26 protein-coding genes and 1 pseudogene are annotated in these 23257 nt (G+C 60.9%); 24 read left to right on the top strand and 3 right to left on the bottom strand.

From position 1 onward, the window contains the following. The first annotated feature begins 60 nt into the window (after positions 1 to 60). The 18 genes and pseudogenes from ACMV5O_RS03830 (at position 61) to ACMV5O_RS03745 (ending at position 14503) form a co-directional block, all read left to right on the top strand. Positions 61 to 1230 (top strand): nucleotide sugar dehydrogenase, encoded by a 1170-nt coding sequence (locus ACMV5O_RS03830; RefSeq protein ID WP_416162236.1) that lies wholly within the window; start codon positions 61 to 63, stop codon positions 1228 to 1230. An 18-nt stretch (positions 1231 to 1248) separates the two neighbouring features. Further along, positions 1249 to 2574, top strand: coding sequence for a flippase (locus ACMV5O_RS03825; protein ID WP_416162235.1), 1326 nt, complete (start codon positions 1249 to 1251; stop codon positions 2572 to 2574). 49 nt (positions 2575 to 2623) lie between these two features. Beyond that, positions 2624 to 3556, top strand: coding sequence for a hypothetical protein (locus tag ACMV5O_RS03820; RefSeq protein WP_416162234.1), 933 nt, complete (start codon positions 2624 to 2626; stop codon positions 3554 to 3556). Positions 3557 to 3576: 20 nt separating this feature from the next. Continuing rightward, the gene (locus tag ACMV5O_RS03815) at positions 3577 to 4953 is read left to right on the top strand and encodes a hypothetical protein (RefSeq protein ID WP_416162233.1); all 1377 of its coding nucleotides are present in this window, start codon (positions 3577 to 3579) and stop codon (positions 4951 to 4953) included. A gap of 205 nt (positions 4954 to 5158) precedes the next feature. Continuing rightward, on the top strand, positions 5159 to 6382 hold the full coding sequence (locus tag ACMV5O_RS03810; RefSeq protein WP_416162232.1) for a glycosyltransferase family 4 protein: 1224 nt from the start codon (positions 5159 to 5161) through the stop codon (positions 6380 to 6382). A 152-nt stretch (positions 6383 to 6534) separates the two neighbouring features. Further along, positions 6535 to 7659 (top strand): GDP-mannose 4,6-dehydratase, encoded by a 1125-nt coding sequence (gmd, locus tag ACMV5O_RS03805; RefSeq protein WP_416162231.1) that lies wholly within the window; start codon positions 6535 to 6537, stop codon positions 7657 to 7659. Between the two features lie 40 nt (positions 7660 to 7699). After that, entirely contained in the window at positions 7700 to 8671 is a 972-nt protein-coding gene (fcl, locus tag ACMV5O_RS03800) for a GDP-L-fucose synthase (protein ID WP_416162230.1), read from the top strand. Further along, complete coding sequence (locus ACMV5O_RS03795) at positions 8672 to 9880, top strand: glycosyltransferase WbuB (RefSeq protein ID WP_416162229.1); 1209 nt, start codon at positions 8672 to 8674, stop codon at positions 9878 to 9880. Next, positions 9861 to 10184: pseudogene (locus tag ACMV5O_RS03790) on the top strand (hypothetical protein); the annotation flags it as partial. The gene ACMV5O_RS03795 and the pseudogene ACMV5O_RS03790, both read left to right, overlap by 20 nt. Continuing rightward, on the top strand, positions 10181 to 10711 hold the full coding sequence (gene rfbC, locus ACMV5O_RS03785) for a dTDP-4-dehydrorhamnose 3,5-epimerase (RefSeq protein WP_416162228.1): 531 nt from the start codon (positions 10181 to 10183) through the stop codon (positions 10709 to 10711). The pseudogene ACMV5O_RS03790 and the gene rfbC, both read left to right, overlap by 4 nt. A gap of 57 nt (positions 10712 to 10768) precedes the next feature. Further along, a complete protein-coding gene (locus ACMV5O_RS03780; RefSeq protein ID WP_416162227.1) occupies positions 10769 to 11020 on the top strand; it encodes an antitoxin in 252 nt (83 codons plus the stop codon). An 18-nt stretch (positions 11021 to 11038) separates the two neighbouring features. Next, on the top strand, positions 11039 to 11446 hold the full coding sequence (locus ACMV5O_RS03775; protein ID WP_416162226.1) for a type II toxin-antitoxin system VapC family toxin: 408 nt from the start codon (positions 11039 to 11041) through the stop codon (positions 11444 to 11446). Between the two features lie 30 nt (positions 11447 to 11476). Then, positions 11477 to 11809 carry an H-NS family nucleoid-associated regulatory protein gene (locus ACMV5O_RS03770; protein ID WP_416162225.1) on the top strand — a complete coding sequence of 111 codons (333 nt, stop codon included), beginning with the start codon at positions 11477 to 11479 and terminating at the stop codon, positions 11807 to 11809. 49 nt (positions 11810 to 11858) lie between these two features. Further along, positions 11859 to 13244 (top strand): undecaprenyl-phosphate glucose phosphotransferase, encoded by a 1386-nt coding sequence (locus tag ACMV5O_RS03765; RefSeq protein WP_416162224.1) that lies wholly within the window; start codon positions 11859 to 11861, stop codon positions 13242 to 13244. Positions 13245 to 13348: 104 nt separating this feature from the next. After that, the gene (locus ACMV5O_RS03760; RefSeq protein WP_416162223.1) at positions 13349 to 13630 is read left to right on the top strand and encodes a type II toxin-antitoxin system Phd/YefM family antitoxin; all 282 of its coding nucleotides are present in this window, start codon (positions 13349 to 13351) and stop codon (positions 13628 to 13630) included. Next, entirely contained in the window at positions 13623 to 13892 is a 270-nt protein-coding gene (locus ACMV5O_RS03755; protein ID WP_416162222.1) for a Txe/YoeB family addiction module toxin, read from the top strand. The genes ACMV5O_RS03760 and ACMV5O_RS03755 overlap by 8 nt, the downstream gene beginning before the upstream one ends. 78 nt (positions 13893 to 13970) lie before the next feature. Further along, a complete protein-coding gene (locus ACMV5O_RS03750; protein ID WP_416162221.1) occupies positions 13971 to 14225 on the top strand; it encodes a type II toxin-antitoxin system CcdA family antitoxin in 255 nt (84 codons plus the stop codon). Beyond that, on the top strand, positions 14213 to 14503 hold the full coding sequence (locus tag ACMV5O_RS03745) for a CcdB family protein (protein WP_039920666.1): 291 nt from the start codon (positions 14213 to 14215) through the stop codon (positions 14501 to 14503). The genes ACMV5O_RS03750 and ACMV5O_RS03745 overlap by 13 nt, the downstream gene beginning before the upstream one ends. A gap of 109 nt (positions 14504 to 14612) precedes the next feature. Here the strand turns inward: ACMV5O_RS03745 and ACMV5O_RS03740 are convergent, their stop codons facing one another. Further along, entirely contained in the window at positions 14613 to 15182 is a 570-nt protein-coding gene (locus tag ACMV5O_RS03740; RefSeq protein ID WP_416162220.1) for a Uma2 family endonuclease, read from the bottom strand. 160 nt (positions 15183 to 15342) lie between these two features. Here ACMV5O_RS03740 and ACMV5O_RS03735 point away from each other — a divergent pair, with 160 nt between their 5' ends. Genes ACMV5O_RS03735 through ACMV5O_RS03725 form a run of 3 tightly spaced genes read left to right on the top strand, consistent with a single transcriptional unit; the run spans position 15343 to position 16801 of the window. Continuing rightward, a complete protein-coding gene (locus ACMV5O_RS03735) occupies positions 15343 to 15927 on the top strand; it encodes a Uma2 family endonuclease (protein ID WP_416162219.1) in 585 nt (194 codons plus the stop codon). Next, positions 15924 to 16487, top strand: a complete 564-nt coding sequence (locus ACMV5O_RS03730; protein ID WP_416162218.1) for a Uma2 family endonuclease — start codon at positions 15924 to 15926, stop codon at positions 16485 to 16487. Before ACMV5O_RS03735 ends, ACMV5O_RS03730 begins: the two co-directional genes overlap by 4 nt. Further along, positions 16484 to 16801 carry a nucleotidyltransferase family protein gene (locus ACMV5O_RS03725; RefSeq protein ID WP_416162217.1) on the top strand — a complete coding sequence of 106 codons (318 nt, stop codon included), beginning with the start codon at positions 16484 to 16486 and terminating at the stop codon, positions 16799 to 16801. Before ACMV5O_RS03730 ends, ACMV5O_RS03725 begins: the two co-directional genes overlap by 4 nt. 11 nt (positions 16802 to 16812) lie before the next feature. Here the strand turns inward: ACMV5O_RS03725 and msbA are convergent, their stop codons facing one another. Together msbA and polA are read right to left on the bottom strand one after the other, a co-directional pair. Then, complete coding sequence (msbA, locus tag ACMV5O_RS03720) at positions 16813 to 18615, bottom strand: lipid A export permease/ATP-binding protein MsbA (protein ID WP_416162216.1); 1803 nt, start codon at positions 18613 to 18615, stop codon at positions 16813 to 16815. After that, positions 18615 to 21380, bottom strand: a complete 2766-nt coding sequence (gene polA / locus ACMV5O_RS03715) for a DNA polymerase I (RefSeq protein ID WP_416162215.1) — start codon at positions 21378 to 21380, stop codon at positions 18615 to 18617. The genes msbA and polA overlap by 1 nt, the downstream gene beginning before the upstream one ends. Before the next feature lie 166 nt (positions 21381 to 21546). On the opposite strand from polA, the gene ACMV5O_RS03710 reads away from it, so the two are divergent. From ACMV5O_RS03710 to ACMV5O_RS03700, 3 genes are all read left to right on the top strand, one after another. Further along, positions 21547 to 22272, top strand: a complete 726-nt coding sequence (locus tag ACMV5O_RS03710) for a TIGR00730 family Rossman fold protein (RefSeq protein ID WP_416162214.1) — start codon at positions 21547 to 21549, stop codon at positions 22270 to 22272. Positions 22273 to 22362: 90 nt separating this feature from the next. Continuing rightward, positions 22363 to 22686 (top strand): DUF2782 domain-containing protein, encoded by a 324-nt coding sequence (locus ACMV5O_RS03705; RefSeq protein ID WP_416162213.1) that lies wholly within the window; start codon positions 22363 to 22365, stop codon positions 22684 to 22686. A gap of 8 nt (positions 22687 to 22694) precedes the next feature. Further along, positions 22695 to 23240 carry a DNA-deoxyinosine glycosylase gene (locus tag ACMV5O_RS03700; RefSeq protein ID WP_416162212.1) on the top strand — a complete coding sequence of 182 codons (546 nt, stop codon included), beginning with the start codon at positions 22695 to 22697 and terminating at the stop codon, positions 23238 to 23240. Positions 23241 to 23257: the final 17 nt, after the last annotated feature.

Raw genomic sequence — 23257 nt, 5'->3', positions numbered from 1 at the left:
CCTGGCCTATGGAACGAACTCTTCACGCCCTTTCGGAATACAAGTCTTTTGGGTAATCAAATGAAAATTGCCATCGCCGGTACAGGCTACGTCGGCCTCTCCAACGCCGTCCTGCTCGCCCAGCACAACCAGGTGGTGGCGCTCGATATCGTCCCGGAGAAGGTGGCGCGCATTAACGACCGCCGCTCACCCATCGCTGACGCTGAGATCGAGGATTACCTGCGCCACAAGACGCTCAACCTCCGCGCCACGCTTGACAAACACGACGCCTACACCGGCGCCGACTTCGTCGTCATCGCGACGCCGACCGACTACGACCCCGAGACCAACTACTTCAACACCCGCAGCGTCGAGGCGGTCATCGAAGACGTCCTCGCCATCAACCCCAACGCCGTGATGGTGATCAAGTCCACCGTGCCGGTCGGCTACACCCGCAGCGTCCGCAAGAAGTACAGCACCGGCAACATCCTTTTTTCGCCCGAGTTCTTGCGCGAAGGCATGGCGCTGCACGACAACCTGCACCCCTCGCGGATCATCGTCGGCGCGCGCTCGGACCGCGCTGAAGCCTTCGCCGCCCTGCTGCAACAAGGCGCCATCAAGCAGGACATCCCCGTCCTCTTCACCGACAGCACTGAAGCCGAAGCCATCAAGCTCTTCGCCAACACCTACCTAGCGATGCGTGTCGCCTACTTCAACGAACTCGACACATATGCCGAAACCCATGGCTTGGACACTCGGCAGATCATCGAAGGCGTCTGCCTGGACCCCCGCATCGGTGGTCACTACAACAACCCCAGCTTCGGCTATGGGGGTTATTGCCTGCCCAAGGACACCAAGCAGCTACTCGCGAACTACGCCGACGTGCCGAGCACGCTGATCCGAGCCATCGTCGATGCCAACACGACTCGCAAGGACTTCATCGCGGAATCCATCCTGAAGCGCAATCCGAAGGTGGTCGGCATCTACCGCTTGGTTATGAAGGCGGGCTCGGACAATTTCCGTGCCTCAGCGATTCAGGGCGTGATGAAGCGTATAAGAGCAAAGGGAATCGAGGTTATTGTCTATGAGCCCACCCTGCACAAGTCTATTTTCTTCAACTCGCGAGTCGTTAGCGACATCAACATCTTCAAGCGCGAAGCAGACATTATCGTAGCGAACCGTCACTCAGAATCGCTTGCCGACGTTCAAGACAAGCTCTATACACGCGATATCTTCGGAAGCGATAGCTGAAACTCTGAGGATATCCACGTGAACCTCATCCCTAACTTTCTTCAGCGCCACATCGCGGGTCGACCTAATCTCGTCAAAATACTCGACAACATTGGTTGGCTTTTCCTCGACAAAATTTTTCGCATGGGGATCGGCCTGCTTCTTGGCATTTGGATTGCCCGCGCCCTCGGTCCCGAACAGTTCGGCATACTCAGCTTCGCAACAGCTTTTACAGCACTTTTCGCTGCGATTGCCACGCTGGGCTTACCTAGCGTCGTCGTGCGGGACATTATAAAAAACCCCTCAGACAAGAACTTGATTCTCGGCACCGCTGCGGCGCTCCAGCTTGCAGGAGGCTTGATCGCGTACAGCCTAATGATCGCAACCGCTTTCTGGATCCGTGCAGACGACCCGCTTTTGAAGTCGATTGTCTCGATTCTCGGCTCTGCCTTACTTTTCAAGTTCGCAGACACCGCAGCATATTGGTTTGAGTCGCAAGTTCAATCGAAATATACGGTCTGGGCTCAAAACGCCACATTCATCGTATTTGCCATCGTAAAAGTCAAATTGATATTGGGCGATGCTTCGCTTCTCGCCTTTGCCTGGGCGATTTTGGCTGAAACTGTTCTGTCTTCGGCGATCCTTCTAGCCATTTTCAATCTTCGAGGCCCAAAGATCGCTTCGCTACGGGCCAGCTGGCCGACAGCACAATCATTAATCCGTGATAGCTGGCCACTACTACTTTCAGGTATCGCGATCATGGTCTACATGAAAACGGACCAAATCATGCTCGGGCAAATGATCGGAGACCACGAGGTCGGCATCTATAGCGCAGCCGCTCGAATCAGCGAAGTATGGTATTTCATCCCAATGATAATCGTCACCTCCGTCTTTCCGACAATCATCAACGCGAAATCACGCAGTGAAGAGCTCTACTACCAACGCTTTCAAAAACTCTTCACGTTCCTCGCCTGGACTTCAGTTCTAATTGCGCTACCAATGACCTTTCTTTCCACCCCACTGATCATTGTTCTATACGGGCCCGAATACATCGAATCGGGCCAAATCCTTGCAATCCACATCTGGGCTTCCGTTTTCGTGTCTCTCGGCGTAGCCAGTTCTAGATGGTTCATCGCCGAGAACCTCCCGCTATTAAATTTCAAGCGAACAGCTTTTGGCGCCCTCATGAACATCATTCTGAATCTTGCATTGATTCCAAAGTATGGAGCGCATGGCGCCGCGTTAGCCACAGTAGCATCGCAAGCCACCTCATCATTTTTAGTGGATTGCACAAGCAGTCAAACCCGCCATATTTTCCTCATGAAGATTAAGGCGCTTAATCCACTTACATTAATAAAAAAATAGAAATTTACTTTACAATAAGTCCCACGCACTAAACACACAAGATAAGTGAATGGCAACCACACGACCCGCACCGATCGCACTATTTGTATATAATCGGCTTGCTCACACGAAGCAAACCATTGAAGCGCTCTTAAGGAACGAGCTTGCCGAGGAAAGCGACCTGACCATCTTCTCCGACGCTCCAAAGAACGCAAGCGCTGAGCGAAGCGTTCAAGAGGTGCGAAAATACATCAAGAGCATTGAAGGCTTCAGATCTGTCTCTATAATCGAGAGAAATGATAATTGGGGACTTGCAAAATCAATTATCGAAGGTGTCACCCGCATCCTCAAAGAACGAGAGAAGATAATCGTACTAGAGGACGATATTATTACCAGCCCCGCATTTCTCAGATTTATGAACGAGGCACTTGAACTCTACGAAAACCAGAAAAAAGTTTGGCATATAAGCGGCTGGAATTACCCAATTTCAACGAAAGACATCGACGAAACCTTTCTCTGGAGATGCATGAATTGCTGGGGCTGGGCAACTTGGGCAGATCGTTGGAGTCATTTTGAGAAGGCCCCATCTTCGATGATAGAATTATGGAAGAAAGAGGAAATTTTCTCCTTTAACCTCGATGGCGCGCATAATTTCTGGTCACAAGTCCTAAATAACCAGCGCGGCCGAACTAATACCTGGGCCATCTTCTGGTATGCAACGATCTTCAAAAACAATGGGCTTTGCTTAAACCCAAGCCAGTCGTTGACCAAGAATATAGGAAATGACGGAAGCGGCATTAACTGCAGTGATTACGACCCATTCTCGGGAGCGCATACGCGCCAGACAGTTCCAATCTTAACGGATGCGATCAGCGAAAATGACGTCGCCCTCAGAAGCATCCAGGCCTTTTACCGCGAGAACAAGCCATCATTTTTCGATAGAGCGTCGGGCAGGTTAAAAAAGATCCTACGCAACCTTTACCAAAATCGCGTAGCAAAATAACGCAAACTGACAGCATCAATATGCTACTGCAGTTATTCTCTATTTTTTCCTTTGCATTCCTTTGGATTGCAGTAGCAAGAATTGGCTCCATGAGGCCAACGTACTTCCTTGGCTTTTTGATTTTCTTTTCAATTCAGTACGGCCCACACACTGCGGTACTTCCACAATTCTTCGAGATAAGCAAGATTGCCGATATACCAAACGCGGCACATGATTATTATGTGATAGTAACATCTTTATGTTACTTAATCTTAGCTTCACTTATCGCAACAACTCCCCCCTCCGTTCTTCGATGCAAGAATCGCTTCGGCGACCATCCGGACAAACCACGGGGACAGGGGTTGAGAATTACGATTCCAGCTATCGCTTTGATTGCGATAAGTCTGTCGCTTCCACATTCAATAAATATAATATCGGAGCATTTCTCGTACTTCGTCGGCAGTTCAAATTACTCGTACACGGATATCAGACGCGATGTATTCCAAGGAACAACCTGGAGCTCTTTTGCCAACGCGGTTCGTTTTGCAGTCATTCCGCTAATTGGAGGCGGGGCACTCCTAGCCGCACTCACAGTTAAAAGCACTGCAAAAAAGACTTTCTTTTTTCTCTTATCCGCACTCCTTCCCCTATTAACCTCCATTCAACTCAACAAACTCTTTTACGCGTATTACCTTCTCCTTTACGCGTATATATACCAATGCTCAAGAAGAGGGGTGCCGAGCTTTAGCGCGCAGCTAGCGCGTTTTTCACGAGATTTATGGAAGATTTTCCTTGCCTTGTGCATTGGCGGCTTCGTATTACTCGCCCTCTATTATTTTCAATATTCTGACTCAATCAACGACGGAACATCAAACACGGCCACGTTAATCAAAACACTTGTTTATCGTGTTTTTTTTGCTAGCGCTGACGGTTTAGCGGCATGGATAAATTACTTTATCCTTGTTTCCGAGCCCATTGGATTGGCTGGCAGCGGAAAACTATGCACTTTGCTTCTTTCTGACTGTATCGACATCCCCTTATTTACCGCAATCGAAATTATTGGGTCAGACAAGACCTCGATACAGACGGGCTTTATGGGATCGGGCATCTCGTCCTTTGGACTCATAGGTTTGATTTTATATTTATTGGTTGCCTATGGAGCAGTATTTTTTAACAATGCAACCCTACTCAGATTCCAAAACAGCCATTACTTCCCTGTTTTATCTGGCGCAATGTTTCTTAACTCATTTTTCTTAACCACAGTTCCAACTCACACCGCAATGCTTTCCGGCGGCGCGATTCTAACACCACTTGTAGCATTGATCATCTTTGGGCCTTTTAAAAGGCGGCGGACGCAGCCATTGAAAGCGCACCGAGGCACAGGTTCACTTAAAGCATTCGACAAAAATATTCAATAGCTTCACGGTTAAATTAGCCATCCGATTCCAATCTCACCTCTTAAGCAGCATGTCGATTTTTTTAAGGACGCGTTATCTGCAGCGACCTAAGCATAATCCAGGATTGGGCCTCAAAAGGGACAGGCAGCAGATACACTCCGCCGTCACACAGCCGCTGACAAGTCACTGACTAAGCTACCGAGCGGAGTGGAGCATCTCTGGCTCTATGCCGTGTTCGAGACATACTGTTTTGAAGATACTCCTCACTCACAATCATTACTCCTCTGGTGTTCCATCCGGCGAAAACCATGTTTTCGCTGCTGAAGCGTGTTTGCTCGCAAGGAACGGTAATGATGTTTATTTTTTTTGTCGATCCAATGATGAGATCAAACACCGTGGAATTAAGGGAAGACTGAATGGTGCCTTTAGCACACCATGGAATCCAATAATGGCGCGCGCTCTAAGCGCGAAAGTGGATGAGCTGCGGCCCGATGTAGTCCACGTCCATAACACCTTCCCGTTAATTTCGCCTGCAATCTTCCATTCAATCGGCAAGCGCGCAGCAAAGGTGTTGACACTCCACAACTACCGCCTTTTTTGCCCTGCTGCGATACCAATGCGGAATGGTCGTGTGTGTACGGAGTGTTTGGACCGTCACTCTGCCCTGCCGAGCCTCGTACATGGCTGCTACCGGGGAAGCCGGATCGCTACAACTCCGCTAGCAATCTCGGTCGAGCTTCACCGCATGATCGGGACCTGGACGAAGCAAGTGGACGCCTTTATCTGCCTTACAGAGTTCCAGCGTCAGGTCATGGTGTCGGCGGGTTTGCCTGCCGAGAAGGTCCATGTCAAACCCAACTTCTATCCTGGCAATCCTGCCGTCGTGCCTTGGGTAAAGCGCCTGCCTTATGTGGTTTTTGTCGGCCGCCTGACAGCGGAAAAAGGCGTCGTCAACCTACTGCGGGCCTGGCAGGCATGGGGAACGGGGGCACCTGAGTTGCGATTGGTGGGTTCTGGGGAACTGCACCCCGAGTTGGAGCGAATGGCCGAAGGATTGCCCGTGCGCTTTCTTGGCCAGCTTTCTGCAGAATACGCCCAGGCCGAGATTGCCAACGCACGCTTGCAGATTCTTCCATCTGAGTGCTTCGAAGGCTTCCCTATGGTTGTTCGCGAGGCGTTCGCCTTTGGCACGCCAGCGGGGGTTTCCAATATTGGTCCACTTCCCTCCATCGTAGAGCACGGTAAGAGCGGCATCGTTTTCCAGCCGGCCAATCCGCAGTCCCTGCTGCAGGAGGTGCGCACCGCCTGGGAGGCGCAAGGGTTGCTGGAGCACCTTGGCCAAGGCGCACGCGCCGAATTCGAAGGCAAGTACACCGAAGAGACCAACTACGCGACCTTGATGGAGATTTACCAGAGGGCCATCGAGGTTTCTCGTAGCGGCGCTGGCTAAGCCCAACAACGAATAGTTGGCGAGCCACTGCAGACCAACCGCGCACCTTCGACCAATCACTTACAAACCTACAGTTGATCTTGCAGCCCACCGACGCGCCCCGGCACTTCGTTTCGGTCGGCGGGCATGCACCCCGAATAGGACAAAGACCAATGAACAACAAGACAGCCCTCATCACCGGCATCACCGGCCAGGACGGCTCCTACCTCGCCGAATTCCTGCTCGCCCAAGGCTACGAAGTCCACGGCATCAAGCGCCGCGCCTCGAGCTTCAACACCCAGCGCATCGACCACATCTACCAGGACCCGCACACGCCCGACCCGCGCATGGTCCTCCACTACGGCGACCTCACCGACTCGTCCAACCTCACCCGCATCCTGCAGCAGGTGCAGCCCGACGAGGTCTATAACCTGGGCGCGCAGTCGCACGTGGCGGTGAGCTTCGAGTCACCCGAATACACCGCCGACGTCGACGCCATGGGCACGCTGCGCCTGCTCGAGGCCATCCGCCTGCTCGGCCTGGACAAGAAAACGCGCTTCTACCAGGCCTCTACCTCCGAGCTCTACGGCCTGGTGCAGGAGATCCCGCAGAAGGAGACCACGCCCTTCTACCCGCGCAGCCCCTACGCGGTGGCCAAGCTCTACGCCTACTGGATCACGGTGAACTACCGCGAGGCCTACGGCATGTACGCCTGCAATGGCATCCTGTTCAACCACGAGAGCCCACGCCGCGGCGAAACCTTCGTCACGCGCAAGATCACCCGCGGTCTGGCCAATATCGCACAGGGGCTGGAAGACTGCCTGTACATGGGCAACATGGACGCGCTGCGCGACTGGGGCCACGCCAAGGACTATGTGCGCATGCAGTGGATGATGCTGCAGCAGGATCAGCCTGAAGATTTCGTGATCGCCACCGGCGTGCAGTATTCGGTGCGCGAGTTCATCCGTTGGTCGGCGGCCGAGTTGGGCATCACGCTGCGCTTCGAGGGCAAGGGCGTGGACGAACATGCGGTGGTCGAACACATCGCCGGTAACAAGGCGCCGGCCCTGAAGGCGGGCGACGTCATCGTTCGTGTCGATCCGCGCTACTTCCGCCCCGCCGAGGTCGAAACCCTGCTCGGCGACCCGACCAAGGCCAAGGACAAGCTCGGCTGGACGCCGGAGATCACCGTGCAGGAGATGTGCGCCGAGATGGTCGCCGAAGACCTCAAGGTGGCGCAGCGGCACGCCTTCCTGAAGGCGCACGGGCACGACGTGCCGGTGGCCGTTGAAAAATGATGAACCTGGAGATCGCGGCTACCGCCGCTCCCACAGCAGAATGAACCTCACCGACACCATCTTCGTCGCCGGCCATCGTGGCATGGTCGGCTCAGCCATCGTGCGCCGGCTGAAGGCGCTGGGCTGCATCAACATTCTCACTGCCGGTCGCAATGAACTCGACCTCACCGACCAGCACACGGTCAATGCCTTCTTCGCCGCCCATCGCATCGATCAGGTCTACCTGGCCGCGGCCAAGGTCGGCGGCATCCACGCCAACAACACCTACCCGGCCGAGTTCATCCACCAGAACCTGATGATTGAGGCCAACCTCATCCACGCCGCCCACACCCACGGCGTGCACAAGCTGATGTTCCTCGGCTCGTCGTGCATCTACCCCAAGTTCGCCGAGCAGCCGATGAAGGAAGAAGCCCTGCTCACCGGTCTGCTCGAGCCCACCAACGAGCCCTACGCCATCGCCAAGATCGCCGGCATCAAGCTGTGCGAGAGCTACAACCGCCAGTACGGCCGCGACTATCGCAGCGCCATGCCGACCAACCTCTACGGCCCGGGCGACAACTTCCATCCCGAGAACAGCCACGTCATCCCAGCGCTGATGCGGCGCATCGACGAGGCCAAGCTGGCCAAGTCGCCCGAGGTGGTGATCTGGGGCAGCGGCACACCGATGCGCGAGTTCCTGCATGTGGACGACCTCGCCGAAGCCGTCGTGCATCTGCAGAACATCCCGCAGGAACGCTACGCCGGCGAAACCGAGCCGATGCGCTCGCACATCAATGTTGGCACCGGTGCTGATGTGACGATTCGCGAACTCGCAGAGACACTGGTCAAGGTCATCGGCTATGAGGGCAGCCTCGTCTTCGACACCACGAAACCGGACGGCACGCCGCGCAAACTGATGGATGTCAGCCGGCTGGCGCGACTTGGATGGCAGGCAAGCATCGGCCTAGCGAAGGGCTTGGGTCAGACGTATGACTGGTATCTGGACAACGTCGAGCAAGCCCGGGCGCGATGAATGAAAATTCTGGTATATGGCATCAACTACAGCCCGGAACTGACCGGCATCGGGAAGTACAGCGGTGAAATGACCCGCTGGTTTGCCAAGCAGGATCATGAAGTGAGGGTGGTCAGCGCACCGCCCTACTATCCGGACTGGAAGGTGTGGTCGGCGTTTTCTGGCCGGAGGTACGACACACGTATGGAGGACGGGGTGCGGGTAACCCGCTGCCCGCTCTACGTGCCTGAGAAGCCGAGCGCACTCAAGCGCATGCTCCATCTCGCCAGCTTCTCGGTGTCTTCGTCACTCCCCGTATTCGCGCAGCTTCGCTGGCGGCCGGATCTGGTGATCCTGGTGGTGCCCACTCTTTTCTGCTCACCACAGGCGCTGCTGCTGGCGAAGTTGTGCGGGGCCAAGTCCGTGCTTCACATCCAGGATTACGAGGTGGATGCGCTATTTGGGCTGGGGATTGCGAAAGGGGGGAGGCTGAAGCGTTTCGCATTCGCTGCCGAGCGGGCCATCCTGCGAGCCTTTGATAGGGTGTCGACCATCTCCAGCGGGATGCTGCAGCGAGCGCGATTGAAGGGCGTGGACGAGGAGCGTCTGCGTTTTTTCCCGAACTGGTCCGAAACCGAACGCTTCCAGGGTGTGGCACGGGATGCGGGATTGCTGTCGCGCTTGGGCGTCGCACCGGATAAGCGCGTGTTGCTGTACTCGGGCAATATCGGTGAGAAGCAAGGGCTTGAAACGGTCATCGCGGCGGCCGAGCGCTTGCAGGATCGGCAGGAGTTGCAGTTTCTAATTGTCGGTGAAGGGGCTGGAAAAGCACGTCTGGTGGAAATGGCTCAGCGCAAGCGTTTGACGAATCTGCTGTTTGCGCCTTTGCAGCCCTACGAAGATCTTCCAGCACTGCTGGCCTCGGCGGACTGCCATTTGGTAATCCAGAAACGCGGAGCGGCCGACGCGGTTCTGCCGTCAAAGCTGACCAATATCCTGGCCGTAGGGGGTAACGCAGTAATCACAGCCGATTCGGGCACGAGTCTAGGGTTGCTGTGCGAGGAGTACCTTGGCATTGCGGTGCGGATCGAACCTGAGTCGGTGGAAGCGCTGATCGAGGGCATCGATCGTGCACTCTCGATGCCGCTACCGAATAAGGTCGCGATCGACTACGCGTGCGAGTTTCTGGAGAAGGCCCGCATCCTCAGCCGCTTTCTGGCAGAGATCTGACTGCCATGTACTTGCCTGCGGAGACGTTTCGCTCGGTGGTGGCCGTTTGGTGGCCCGCGTCGTTGAGAAACCCGACTGCGCAACCTGGCTGGACACTGGCACGCACGACTCGCTGATGGAGGCGAGCCACTTCGTGCAGACCATCGAGGCGCGCCAGGGGCTGAAGGTGGCCTGCCTGGAGGAGGTCGCCTACCACCAGGGCTGGCTGAGCCGCAAGCAGTTGTCGCAACAGGCGGATGCCCTGAGCAAGACGGGCTATGGGCAGTATCTGCAGCGTCTGGTGACGCAGGAGGCGGTGGAATGAAGGTCATCGAGACGGCCCTGCCCGGGGTGTTGATCATCGAACCGAAGGTGTTCGGCGACCATCGCGGCTTCTTCCTGGAAACCTTCCAGGTCGATCGCTACCGCGAGGCGGGCATCACCCTGCCCTTCGTGCAGGACAACCACTCGCGCTCGCAGCGCGGGGTGCTGCGCGGGCTGCATTTCCAAAAGACCCGCCCGCAGGGCAAGCTGGTGAGCGTGAGCCGGGGGACGGTTTATGACGTGGCGGTGGACATCGATCCGGCTTCGGCCACCCACGGCAGGTTCGTCGGGGTGGAGCTCAATGACGAGAACCACCGGCAAGTGTGGATTCCGCCTGGCTACGCGCATGGGTTCTGCGTGCTGAGCGAGGTGGCGGATTTCCAGTACAAGTGCACGGACTTCTACTTTCCCGAGGATGAGGGCGGGCTGATCTGGAACGACCCGGACGTGGGGATTCCGTGGCCGATCGCAGAACCTCAGTTGTCGGGGAAGGATTTGAAGAATCCGAGGTTGCGGGAGCTGGCGTGACAGGCCAACTCCGAGGGGTGATACTACAGCGCAGTATGACCATGCCGGAGAAACACCATGAGCATTACCGCACGCGTATTCATGAGCGGCCGTAGCCAGGCACGGCGGCTGCCGGCAAAGCGGCGCCAGCAGGCTAAAACCGTCAGGGTCGAGCAAATTGGCAACGACCCATGGCTGCATCCCGAAACACCGCCCGAGCAGGACATGGGCCTCTGGCTGCAGCAGTTCTACGCAAACAACGAGGCCTTGCCCGCTGAATTTCTGGCGGAACGGAGGGATCCGCCGCCCCAGGAGCGTGACTGGACCTGACCAAGGCAAACGCCACACATGTTGCACACCCTGAATACCAACATCTGCAGCTACATCCTGCGTCACCACCCGGCGAACATGATCGAGCGCTTCACGAGCCTGAACCGCGGCGACCTGTGGCTCTCGGCGATTGTGGCGGCCGATTTGCGTCTTGGTGCGGCCAAGCTGGGCGCCTCCCGATTCAAGGCTGCAGTGGAGGCTTGGCTGGCCGGTTTTGACGTACGGCCCTGGCCGCTTGACGCGACACACCATTACGCAGATATCCGATCCCGGCTGGAACGTGCAGGCAAACCCATCGGCTGCATGGATCTGATGATTGCGGCGCACGCGATGGCAGAGGATAGCGTCATCATCACCAACAACGCCCGTGAGCTTCGAGGTGCCCCGGGGCTTGCAGTGGAAGAATGGGCGATCGAAACGCCGTAGTGAGCCGAATAACTTTCAGAAGGAAATGACATGCCGACCTATGTCGAATTGATGGCGCAGATCGAAGCGCTGCAGAAGCAGGCCGAAGAGGTACGCCAGGCGGAGATCGCGGACGTGATCGCCGAGATCCGGCAAAAGATCCGGGACTACGACCTGACGGCGACCGACCTCGGTTTAACGAGCGTCGCGCCGCTGAAGGCCGAGTCGGTCAGCCGCGGCGACAAGCGCGCTGCGGTCAAGCCAAAGTATCGCGACTCGGCATCGGGCAAGACCTGGACCGGCCGCGGGGTGATGCCCAAGTGGATGAAGGAGGCTGTAGAGGCCGGGCGTAGCCGCGATGAATTCCTGATCCCCGACAATTGATTTCCCTTGGTCCCCTGCCGCAAGGCCCGGGCGACCAAGCCGCGCACCGATGCCCCAATCCCTAAGCTACTCCCCCACTTTCGCCGAACGCTACCCGGTAGCCTTCGCCGCCGCACTGGTCGATGCGGGTATTGCCATGTTGGCAGCGTACCTTGCGTTCTTCCTGCGCTTCGACACTTACGATTTGACCTACCCTTACTTGGTGGCCGCCATTAGCTGGGCTGCTCTGGTTGTGGTCGCCTCGTTCCTGGTCGGCGCATATGGATCTTGGCGTGGGCAGTCGTTCCTGCGCCCGGTGATGCGGGTCGTAGGTGGATGGTTGCTCGCTGCAGCCGTGCTGGCGATGCTGGGTTTTATGCTGAAGACTTCCGCGAGCTACTCGCGTCTCTGGTTCGCATACACGATGGCGATCAGCGCAGGCCTGGGTATCGGGTTGCGCCTGCTCATGTACCTGGCACTGCGCCGCGCCCGGCGTTCGGGGCGGAATCTTAAGCAAGTGGTGTTGGTGACACCCAGCGACGCCCCGGGCGTCAAGCTGCCATCGGCGCTGGCGCTGCGCGAACAGGGCTATTCCGTGGCGGGTGAGGTCTCCTGTAGCGAATCGTCCGACTGGTTGAGCACGCTGCCCGAGCAGGTAGACAGCTCCGGCGCCCACGAAGTGTGGTTGATGCTGCCGCTGAACGAGGGGGCAAAGATCCAATCCGCCGTGTATACGCTGCGCCACCATGTGGTGTCGATCCGCTTCATCCCCCAACTGAACGACCTGCCGCTGCTGAACCATCAGGTGAGCCGCGTGGCGGGGTTTTACTCGATCGATCTCAGCGTCACGCCGATGGACGGTGCGGCACGAATCGTGAAGCGTGCCGAAGACCTCATGGTCGGCAGCCTGATCTTCCTGATGATCCTGCCGGTGTGCATGGTGATTGCGCTGGCGATCAAGCTGACTTCGCCAGGACCGGTACTCTTCAAGCAGTATCGCACGGGCATCAACGGGCAGCGCTTCAAGGTCTATAAGTTTCGCTCGATGGTTGTCCATCAAGAGTCGACCGGGCAGGTGACACAGGCGAAGAAGGGCGACGCGCGCATCACCCCCATTGGTGCCTTCTTGCGCCGCACCAGCCTCGACGAGTTACCGCAATTCTTCAACGTGCTACAGGGCCGCATGTCCATCGTCGGCCCCCGCCCCCATGCGCTCGCGCACAACGAGTATTACAAGGACCTGGTCGAATCCTACATGCAGCGCCACCAGGTCAAACCGGGCATCACCGGCTGGGCACAGGTGAACGGTTTGCGCGGCGAAACCGATACACTCGAAAAGATGAAGGCCCGTGTGGAGCACGACCTCTGGTACATCGACAACTGGTCGCTGTGGCTGGACCTGAAGATCATCTTCCTGACGGCGTTCAAGGGGTTCGTGAGTCCCAACGCGTATTGAGGGGTGCGCGCGGGGCTGAAGCGCCGGGTGCCGGAGCATGAGCCGGCGCGGCATTAAGGCCGGATGTTATGTACAATTATTCTGTACAACTCATCGAGGCCGCCATGACCATCGAAACCACTTACAGCCAGGCCCGCGAGCAACTCAAGTCGCTGATGGACCGCGCGGTCGACAACCGCGAGGTGATCCTGGTGCGGCGCCGATCCGGCGGGGATGTGGCCATGATCGCCGCTGATGAGCTGGAAAGCCTGGTCGAAACCGCACACCTGCTGCGGTCGCCCAAGAACGCCGAGCGGCTGCTCTCGGCCTTGGCGCGAGCGCGCTCTGAGAGCTTGCCGGACACCCCCCTCGCAGACTTGCAGCGCAGGGCAGGCTTCGATGCGTGAGGCCGAACGGGTCGCTGTATGCCACCCTGAGTTTCTCGAGGACCTTCAGTACTGGGTCGAGACCGACCGGCGCACAGCGAAACGCCTGCTAGAACTCGTACGAGCCATCCTTCGCGATCCTTTCGACGGCATCGGCAAACCGGAGCCGCTGAAATATCTGGGACCCGACGTATGGTCGCGCCGCATCACTCAGGAGCATCGCTGCGTGTATCTGGTGAAAGCCGGGCGGGTGGAGTTCTTGCAGGGGCGGTACCACTACTGACCCCGAATTCTCCGCCACATCTCGTAGACTCGGGATCTTGCGGTATATTGGTGCGGTACTTCGCGTAGGAGCCTAACTATGGGATCTGCCATCAAACGCAAGACGTCCCTGACGCTGGACGCCGAGGTGCTTGACTCCGCCAGGGCACTGGAGATCAACGTATCGGCCGTGGCCGAAGCGGCGCTCAAGAGGGCGGTGGCCGAAGCCCGTCGCAAGCAGTGGCTGACTGACAATGCAGACAACTTTGCTGCACAAGCTGCGTGGCACGAGCGCAATGGTCACCCGCTGGCCGAGACCATGTGTACGCCAGGTGCCGCTTCGTGGAACACCTGAACCGCTACAGCGTGGCGGAATACAAGGGTGTGGCGATGGTTGTGGTCGAAAGCGACCTTTTGCCGCCCGACCCAGCGGTGGTCGTCATTCCGTTGCTGCCCGACTATCCCGCCGTCAAGGGTTTGAACCCCGAAATTCTGTATGACGGCAAGCGGTTGATTCTTGCCACCCGACTCATCGCGGCGGTGCGACGAGCCAATGTGCGTTGCGTCGGGAGCGTGGCCGATCAGGGTGACAGCATCAATCGAGCGGTCGATATCCTGATGTCAGGTGTTTAGTGGCGGATGGGCACGAAATCGGGGTCTGACCCCGATTTCGCCCCGCAGGTGGGCGATCGACTGAATGCGGCGAATCCTGAGAGGGGCTGGGTTCGGGCGTTGAACCTGCTCACAGTTCGACGTCCTCGTACAAGCCATCCAGCGCCAGCTCGACCCCCACGCTTTCCAGCCGAATGACATCACCCTCGCCCGCCGGATGCAGCACCCACAGCCCCTCGCTGTTCTTGCGGAAAAGGTCGGCGTGCTTGCGGTCCTGCTCGATGAGCAGGTATTCCTGCAGGGTGTCGATCTGCTGGTAGAGCTCGAACTTGCGGCCGCGGTCGAAGGCGGCGGTGGAGTCGGAGAGGACCTCGATGATCAGGGCCGGATGCTGCTTGGCGAGGCTGGCCTCAGGCTGGCGGTCGCGGGCATCGCAGGTGACGAAGACATCGGGGTAGAAGACGGCGTCGGCGCGGTCGATGCGCAGCTTCATGCCGGAGATGAAGGCGCGGCAGGGCTTGCCGGATAGGGCGGCTCTCAGACCGGTCGCCGCGTTGAGCAGGATCGTGCAATGCGCATCCGTCCCGCCGGACGTGGCGAACACCTCGCCGGCGAGGTACTCGTGGCGTTCGGGCTGCTCCTCTTCCCACGCCATGTAGGCTTCGGCGTCGAATTCGGGCTTGGTCGCAGGCAGGGCCATGGCGCACTCCGTGTGTCGGCTGAGGATAGCCGGTCGATACCACGGGCTCAAGCTGCGGCGGCAAGGGCAAGCGAGCAAACCATCGGGCGCTTCGCCGTCGGGCTCTTTGCCCTCCTCCTGCTAGACTTCAGGCACGACAAGGATCGGGAGCATATCCAGCATGGCGCTACCTCAACCCGCCCCGCGCTTCGAACGCCAGGACTTTTTCGCCTGGGAAGCCGAACAGCCCGTCAAGCATGACTTCGTCGCCGGCGAGGTGTTCGCCCAGGCGGGCGCACGCCAGGATCATGTCGTCGTGGCAGGAAATTGCTTTGCCGCGCTGCGCCAGAAGCTGCGCGGCACGCCCTGCCGCGCCTACATCTCCGACATGCAGCTCGAGGTGGCGCAGGCCGACGCGGTGTTCTACCCCGACGTGATGGTGAGCTGCCACCCCGAGGACCTCGCCGCCGAGCGCGTGCTGCATCACCCGCGGGTGATCATCGAGGTGCTCAGCGACAGCACCGCCGCCTACGACCGCGGCGCCAAGTTCGCCGCCTATCGCCTGCTCGACAGCCTGCAGGAATACGTGCTGGTCGACGCCGAGCGCCGCAGCGTGGAGATCTTCCGCCGCCTGCCCTCCAACGACTGGCTGCTCGCCACCGGCGACAGCGCACGCGGGCTGGTGCTGACAGCACTGGAGCTGGAGATCGGGCTGGATGAGGTGTTCGAGGATGTGGCGCCCCAAGCCGACCGGAGGACTGCATGAGCAACGCACGGGCACGCCCTGCCCGGATCAGCGTCGATGACTACCTCGACGACGAAACGCGCATCGACATCAAGCACGAATACCTGGATGGCGAAGTGGTCGCCATGGAGGGTGCGAGCGCGAAACACGGACTGCTCGGCACCGGCCTCGGGCTGGCGATCGGTCCGCACGCCCGCCGCAAGGGCTGCCAGCTCTTCATGGCCGACATGAAGCTGCGGGTGGACCACGCCGACCAGACCTATTTCTACTACCCCGACCTGCTGCTCGCCTGCGACCCGGAAGACCGCGAGCCCTACTATCGCCGCCGCCCGTGCATGGTGGTGGAAGTGCTGTCGCCCGGCACCGAGCGCATCGACCGCCGCGAGAAGCTCTTCGCCTATCAGACGATTCCGTCGCTGCGCGAATACCTGTTGGTCGATCCGGACAAGCGCTGCGTGGAGGTGTATCGCTTCGGCGCGACGGTGCGGCACGAGACCTACACGGAAGGCAGTTTGCGGCTGGACTGCCTGGAGGCGGAGATCACGCTCGATGAGGTTTATATCGATGCGGAGGCCTTGTGAGCGGGACGCCTGACATCCGCTGGCACCAGCGCCTGCTGGCCGCTCTCCACCGCAACCCGGCCGTGGAGCGCGTCGTGTTGTACGGCTCGCGGGCGATGGGCAACTATCGACCCGGATCGGATATTGATCTTTGCCTGTTCGCCCCCGCCATGACGCTCCCCGACCTGCTACGGCTGGGCGTGGACATCGATGAGTTGCTGCTGCCGTGGAAGGTCGACCTGTGCCTGTGGCATCGGCTCGACAATCCTGCGCTGCGCGAGCATATCGAACGCGTTGGTCGGGATCTCACAATCAAGGGGCCTACGCCCGCTTGATCGCCCCTGATTCAGCCAGCGTCCGGCGCCTCCTCCCCCATCGCCTGCAGCCGCGCATACACCCCACCCCGCGCCACCAGCTCCGCATGCGTCCCGCGCTCCACGATCCGTCCCGCCTCCATCACCAGGATCTGATCCGCCTTCTCGATCGTCGATAGCCGGTGGGCGATGACGATGGTCGTGCGCCCTGCCATCAGGCGCTCGATCGCCGCCTGGATCAGCCGTTCCGACTCGGTATCCAGCGCGGAGGTGGCCTCGTCGAGGATCAGGATGGGCGCGTTCTTCAGTAGCGCGCGGGCGATCGCCAGGCGCTGGCGCTGGCCGCCGGAGAGCAGCACGCCGTTCTCGCCGATCTCGGTGTCGAAGCCCTGCGGCAGACGGTCGATGAATTCGCGCGCATTCGCGGCTTCGGCGGCGGCGACGATCTGCTCGCGGCTGGCGCCGGCGAGCTCGCCGTAGGCGATGTTCTCGGCCACCGTGCCGTTGAACAGCGTGACCTGCTGGGTGACCAGCGCGATGTGGTGGCGCAGGTTGGCGAGCGTGTAGTCCTCGACCGCCACGCCGTCGACCAGCAGGCGGCCTTCGTCGTGCTGGTAGAAGCGCGGGATGAGGTTGGCGAGCGTCGACTTGCCGCTGCCGGACTTGCCGACGAGCGCGATCATCTGCCCCGGCTCGGCCTGGAAGTCGATGCCCTGCAGCGCGCGGCCTTCCGCGCCGGGATAGGTGAAGCCGAGCCCCTGGGCCTCGACGCGCCCGGCGACGCGCTCGCGCTCGATGCTGCCGGTGTCGGGCTCGGGCGCTTCGTCGAGCTGCTCGAAGATGCTGTCGGCCGCCGCCACGCCACGCTGGATGCGGGCGCTGACCCCACCCAGGAGCTGGATCGCGCGCGGCAGCAGGCCGGCGGCGGTGATGTAGGCGACCACGTCGCCGGCCGAGGCGTCGCCGCGCACCTTCAGCACCGTAAATAAGAGCAGGCCCATCGACGAATACACGATCAGGTGCATCAGCGCCTGGAAGGTCTCCTGCGTGCGCACCATCTTGAGCTGGCGCTTGGTGTTGTCACGGCTGGCCTGCAGAAAACGCCCGGATTCGTAGGCCTCGCCACCGAAGCTGCGCACCACACGGTAGCCCTGGATGGTCTCGGAAGCGACATGGGTGACCTCGCCCATCGAGGTCTGGATGTTCTTCGACAGGCGGCGGAACTTGCGGCTGGCGTTGGACACCAGCCAGGCGATCACCGGCAGCACGACGAGCAGGGTCAAGGTCAGGCGCCAGTTCATCCACAGCAGGTAGCTGAGCAGCGCGATGACGGTGAGGCCCTCGCGGAACAGGATCTTGACCGCGTCGGTGGCGGCGTCGGTCACCTGCGACACGTTGTAGGTGAGCTTGGAGACCAGGTGGCCCGAGTTGTTGGCGTCGTAGAAGCGGTTGGGCAGCACCAGGAAGCTGCCGAAGAGCTGGGTGCGCAGGTCGTGGATGAGGCCGAGCGAGACGCGCGAGATGCCGTAGTTGCCGAGGAAGGTGCCGGCGCCCTCGAGCAGGGCGATGATGACGATCATCAGCGGGATGGCGAGGACGAGATCCAGCCGGTCGAGCCAGGCCAGGCCGGTGCCGATCGGCGCGTCGGGGGTGGCGAGGCCGTCGATGAAGTACTTGAGCACGCTCGCCAGCGCCGCCTTGCAGGCGCCGGCGATGGCAAAGCCGAGGATGCTGAGCGCAAAGAAGCCGAGATAGGGGCGGGTGTAGCCGAGCAGGCGGCGGTACACCTTCATGCTGCTGACGAGCGGCTTCTCCGCGAGCGCCGGCTCGGCCATCAGTGCGCCTCGTCCCAGTTGTCACCGGCGCCGACTTCGACCAGCAGCGGCACCTTCAACGCGGCCACGCCGCCCATCAGCCGGGGAAGCTCGGCACGGATGGCATCGAGCTCGGCCGTGGGCACCTCCAGCACCAGTTCGTCATGCACCTGCAGCACCAGCTTCGACGTCAGCCCGGATGCGGCGAGCCAGTCGCGGGTGGCGATCATCGCCTTCTTGATCAGGTCGGCGGCCGTGCCCTGCATCGGCGCGTTGATCGCCGCGCGCTCGGCGGCCTGGCGGCGGCCGGCCTGGCTAGCGCGGATGTCGGGCAGGTAGAGGCGGCGGCCGAACACGGTCTCCACATAGCCCTTGTCGCGTGCCTCGGCGCGGGTGCGCTCCATGTAGTCGGCGACGCCCGGATAGCGGGCGAAGTAGCGGTCGATCCAGCTCTGCGCGGCGGCGCGCTCGATGCCGAGGTTCTTGGCCAGGCCGTGGGCGCTCATGCCGTAGATGAGGCCGAAGTTGATGACCTTGGCGTAGCGGCGCTGCTCGCTGGTGACCTCGGCCGGCGCCATGCCGAAGACCTCGCCGGCGGTAGCGCGGTGCACGTCCTCGCCGTGGGCGAAGGCTTCGAGCAGGCGCGCATCGTCCGACAGGTGGGCCATGATGCGCAGCTCGATCTGCGAGTAGTCGGCCGACACGATCAGGTGGTCGCGCGGCGCGATGAAGGCGGCGCGGATGCGGCGGCCTTCGGGCGTGCGGATCGGGATGTTCTGCAGGTTGGGCTCAGAGCTCGACAGCCGGCCGGTGACGGCGGTGGCCTGCGAGAAGCTGGTGTGCACGCGGCCGGTCTTCGGATTGACCATGCGCGGCAGCTTGTCGGCATAGGTGCTCTTCAACTTGGCCAGGCTACGGTGCTCGAGCAGCAGCTTGGGCAAGGGGTAGTCCTCGGCGAGCTTCTCGAGCACTTCCTCGTCAGTGGAGGGCTGGCCGGTGGCGGTCTTCTTGACCACCGGCAGGCCGAGCTTGCCGAACAGGATCTCGCCAAGCTGCTTGGGCGAGCCGAGGTTGAAGGGCTGGCCGGCGAGATCCTGCGCCTCGCGCTCGAGCGCGTGCAGGCGGCGGCCGAGCTCCTCGGAGTGCTGGCTGAGCAGGAAGGGGTCGATCAGCACGCCAGTGCGCTCCATCTGCTGCAGCACGGAGAGCACCGGCAGCTCGATGTCGCGGTAGAGCGCGGCCAGTTGCGGCTCGGCCTGCAGTTGCGGCCACAGGTGCTGGTGCAGGCGCAGGGTGACGTCGGCATCCTCGGCGGCGTAGTCGGTGGCGCGGTCGAGCGCGACCTCGTCGAAGCCGATCTGCTTGGCGCCCTTGCCGCAGACCTCGGTGTAGGGGATGGTGGTCAGCCCGAGGTGGCGCTTGGCGAGCGAATCCATGTCGTGCGGCTTGTCCGACTCCAGCACGTAGGACTGCAGCAAGGTGTCGTGGGCGATGCCGGCGAGCCGGATGCCATGGTTGGCCAGCACATGGGCGTCGTACTTGAGGTTCTGGCCGAGCTTGGCGTGCTGCGCGGACTCGAGCCAGGGCTTGAGCTTGTCCAGCACCTCGGCCAAGGGCAGTTGCGCAGGCAGCGCCGCGCCGCGGTGGGCGAGTGGCAGGTAGGCGGCCTCTCCCGCCTCCACGGCGAACGACATGCCGACCAGCTGGGCCGCCATCGGGTCGAGGCTGGTGGTTTCGGTGTCGAAGGCGGTGAGTTCGGCCGCGGTAATCTTCGCCAGCCAGGCGTCGAAAGTCGGCCAGTCGAGGATCGTCCGGTAGCCGCCACGATGCGCCCCGGGCGGATCATCCGAAATAGGCGAAATAGGGGACAGACCCCGATTTCCTTCGCCGTCGAAGCGGCGCGCCTCGGTGGCCGCCTTCGAGGCCGCCACGCTCTCCGCGCCGCCATCCAGGTCCTTCAGCCACGACTTGAACTCGAAGCGCTCGTACAGCGCGCGCAGCGCCGCCTTGTCGTCCTCGCGCGCCGGCAGCTCGTCGAGCGCCACCGGCAGCTCGACGTTGGTCGCCACCGTCACCAGCCTCCTGCCCAGCGGCAGGAAGTCCAGGTGCTTGCGCAGGTTCTCGCCCACCTTGCCGCCGACCTTGTCGGCGTTGGCGACCAGGTTGTCGAGCGTGCCGTATTCCGTGAGCCATTTCACCGCGGTCTTGGGGCCGCATTTTTCCACGCCCGGCACGTTGTCCACCGTATCGCCCACCAGCGCCAGATAGTCGACGATGCGCGCCGGCGGTACGCCGAACTTGGCTTCCACGCCGGCTTCGTCGAGCACCTCCTCGCTCATCGTGTTGACCCACCTCACGCCCGGGCGCACGAGCTGGGTGAGGTCCTTGTCGCCGGTCGAGATCACCACCTCCCAGCCGCGCTCGAGCGCCTGGCGGGTGAGCGTCCCGATGACGTCGTCGGCCTCCACGCCTTCGATCGACAGCAAGGGCCAGCCTTCGGCCTGCACCGCCTCGTGCAGCGGCGCGATCTGCGCGCGCAGGTCGTCGGGCATCGGCGGCCGATGCGACTTGTATTCGGGATACCAGTCGTCGCGGAAGGTTTTGCCCTTGGCATCGAACACACAGGCGCGAAATTCTGCCTTGTAGTCGCTTTCGAGCCGCCTTAGCATCGACAGCACTCCCCGTATCGCCCCGGTCGGCTCGCCCTGCGAGTTACGCAGATCGGGCAGCGCATGAAAGGCGCGGTAGAGATAGCTGGAGCCATCGACGAGCAGCAGGGTGGGCATCGGGACAATCCTTGCGGGAAACCAGGCGGACGGCGACGCAATCGAACGGATGGGCGCAGGAGAATTGGGGACAAACCCCGATCTCCGCGGAAATTGGGGTCTGTCCCCAATTTTCCCAACTTCCCGCGACTTCCCGGCGCCGGCCAAGAACACAGACGAGAACAACATGACCGCGAAAGACAAACTCCCCCGCAGCGTGCCCGACGGCAGCGCGCCACGTTACAACGCGCGCGAGTCCTGGCGAATCTTCGGGATTATGGCAGAGTTCGTCGAGGCGACAGAACGCCTGGCCGCGATCCGGCCGGCGGTGTCGATCTTCGGCAGCGCGCGCACGCCACCCGACCACATGTACTACATGCTCGCCGAGAAGATCGCCCGCCTGCTGTCGGATTCGGGCTTCGCGGTGATCTCGGGCGGCGGCCCGGGCATCATGGAAGCGGCCAACAAGGGCGCCTTCTTCGGCAAGAGCCCGTCGGTGGGGCTCAACATCCAGCTGCCGATGGAACAGGGCGCCAACCCCTACCAGGACATCTCGCAGACCTTCCAGCACTTCTTCGCGCGCAAGTTCATGTTCGTGAAGTTCGCCGCGGCCTACGTGGTGATGCCGGGCGGCTTCGGCACGCTCGACGAGCTGCTCGAGGCGATGACGCTGGTGCAGACCAAGAAGAGCCGCAGGATCCCGATCATCCTGGTGCACGGGCCGTTCTGGCAGGGCCTGCTCGACTGGCTGCGCGACCGCCTGGTGGCCGAGGGCATGATCAATCGCGAGGACCTCGACCTGGTGCAGGTCATCGATCGGCCCGAGGACGTGGTCGAGGCCATCTTCAAGCACTACGAGCGCCGCGGCTTCCAGCCCCTGCCCGCCGAGCGCGAGATGATGCTGAACCTGTAGGCGGCACGCATCCGCCCGTGGCGGCAGGCGGCCGCATCGCCGGCAAGCCCGTGAAAGCGGCTAGAATTGGGGCCTCTTCAGGAGAACATCATGCGCCGCACCCTGATCGCCCTGCTGCTGGCCGCTGCCGTGCCCGCCTTCGCCCAGCAGCCCGCCGGGCTCGAACCCCTTCCCGAGCCGCCCCCCATGCCCGAAGGCATGAGCGAGGTGGATGAGCCCGAGGTCACCATCGTCCAGCGCGGCGAGGACACCGTCACCGAATACCGCATCCGCGGCAAGCTCTACATGGTCAAGGTCACTCCGCCGCACGGCGTGCCCTACTACCTGATCGACAAGGAAGGCAACGGTCAGATGGTGCGCGACGACGCGGCCCCCAACCTTGCCGTGCCGATGTGGGTGATCAAGTCCTGGTGAGCCCGAGCTTGGCGGCGCGACAGAGCTTTCCTGCGGTCTACCGTGCCGACGCGCGGGTGCTGATCCTGGGCAGCATGCCGGGCGAGGCGTCGCTCGCCGCCGGGCAGTACTACGCCCACCCACGCAACGCCTTCTGGCCGATCATGGGTGCGCTGTTCGATGCGGGCGCGGAACTGCCCTACGCCGAGCGCCTCGAACGCCTGACCGATGCTGGCGTGGCACTGTGGGACGTCATCGCCGCCTGCGTGCGCGCGGGCAGCCTGGACAGCGCGATCACCCACGACAGCATCGAGGCCAACGATTTCGCCGGCCTGTTCGCCGCCTGCCCGCAAGTCCGCCATGTGTTCTTCAACGGCATTGAAGCCCAGAAGACCTTTCAGCGTCATGTCCGCGGGCGAATCGCACTGCCGGAACTTACTTTCACCCGTCTCCCCTCGACCAGTCCTACTTACGCATCACTTCGCTTCGAGGCCAAGCTGGACGCTTGGCGGGCCGTGAAGGACGCGCTGGCGCCCCTCATGGACAACAGCCTCCACGCATCCCGCGCGACGTGATCACTCGAACCAAGCAT

Origin of the sequence: Thauera sp. WH-1 (genome assembly GCF_047806685.1) — a bacterium.
Classification (GTDB): domain Bacteria; phylum Pseudomonadota; class Gammaproteobacteria; order Burkholderiales; family Rhodocyclaceae; genus Thauera.
Note: the sequence above shows the minus strand (reverse complement) of the source record. Positions and strands in the feature narration are given on the sequence as shown.

Coding starts and splice junctions, on each gene's coding strand:
- polA (WP_416162215.1), bottom strand. CDS start 21,380: ATGCCCACCCTGCTGCTCGTCGATGGCTCCAGCTATCTCTACCGCGCC.
- ACMV5O_RS03780 (WP_416162227.1), top strand. CDS start 10,769: ATGAGCATTACCGCACGCGTATTCATGAGCGGCCGTAGCCAGGCACGG.
- ACMV5O_RS03750 (WP_416162221.1), top strand. CDS start 13,971: ATGGGATCTGCCATCAAACGCAAGACGTCCCTGACGCTGGACGCCGAG.
- ACMV5O_RS03830 (WP_416162236.1), top strand. CDS start 61: ATGAAAATTGCCATCGCCGGTACAGGCTACGTCGGCCTCTCCAACGCC.
- ACMV5O_RS03710 (WP_416162214.1), top strand. CDS start 21,547: ATGACCGCGAAAGACAAACTCCCCCGCAGCGTGCCCGACGGCAGCGCG.
- ACMV5O_RS03730 (WP_416162218.1), top strand. CDS start 15,924: ATGAGCAACGCACGGGCACGCCCTGCCCGGATCAGCGTCGATGACTAC.
- ACMV5O_RS03770 (WP_416162225.1), top strand. CDS start 11,477: ATGCCGACCTATGTCGAATTGATGGCGCAGATCGAAGCGCTGCAGAAG.
- ACMV5O_RS03765 (WP_416162224.1), top strand. CDS start 11,859: ATGCCCCAATCCCTAAGCTACTCCCCCACTTTCGCCGAACGCTACCCG.
- ACMV5O_RS03740 (WP_416162220.1), bottom strand. CDS start 15,182: ATGGCCCTGCCTGCGACCAAGCCCGAATTCGACGCCGAAGCCTACATG.
- ACMV5O_RS03795 (WP_416162229.1), top strand. CDS start 8,672: ATGAAAATTCTGGTATATGGCATCAACTACAGCCCGGAACTGACCGGC.
- ACMV5O_RS03705 (WP_416162213.1), top strand. CDS start 22,363: ATGCGCCGCACCCTGATCGCCCTGCTGCTGGCCGCTGCCGTGCCCGCC.
- ACMV5O_RS03815 (WP_416162233.1), top strand. CDS start 3,577: ATGCTACTGCAGTTATTCTCTATTTTTTCCTTTGCATTCCTTTGGATT.
- msbA (WP_416162216.1), bottom strand. CDS start 18,615: ATGGCCGAGCCGGCGCTCGCGGAGAAGCCGCTCGTCAGCAGCATGAAG.
- ACMV5O_RS03760 (WP_416162223.1), top strand. CDS start 13,349: ATGACCATCGAAACCACTTACAGCCAGGCCCGCGAGCAACTCAAGTCG.
- gmd (WP_416162231.1), top strand. CDS start 6,535: ATGAACAACAAGACAGCCCTCATCACCGGCATCACCGGCCAGGACGGC.
- fcl (WP_416162230.1), top strand. CDS start 7,700: ATGAACCTCACCGACACCATCTTCGTCGCCGGCCATCGTGGCATGGTC.
- ACMV5O_RS03735 (WP_416162219.1), top strand. CDS start 15,343: ATGGCGCTACCTCAACCCGCCCCGCGCTTCGAACGCCAGGACTTTTTC.
- rfbC (WP_416162228.1), top strand. CDS start 10,181: ATGAAGGTCATCGAGACGGCCCTGCCCGGGGTGTTGATCATCGAACCG.
- ACMV5O_RS03755 (WP_416162222.1), top strand. CDS start 13,623: ATGCGTGAGGCCGAACGGGTCGCTGTATGCCACCCTGAGTTTCTCGAG.
- ACMV5O_RS03820 (WP_416162234.1), top strand. CDS start 2,624: ATGGCAACCACACGACCCGCACCGATCGCACTATTTGTATATAATCGG.
- ACMV5O_RS03775 (WP_416162226.1), top strand. CDS start 11,039: ATGTTGCACACCCTGAATACCAACATCTGCAGCTACATCCTGCGTCAC.
- ACMV5O_RS03810 (WP_416162232.1), top strand. CDS start 5,159: ATGCCGTGTTCGAGACATACTGTTTTGAAGATACTCCTCACTCACAAT.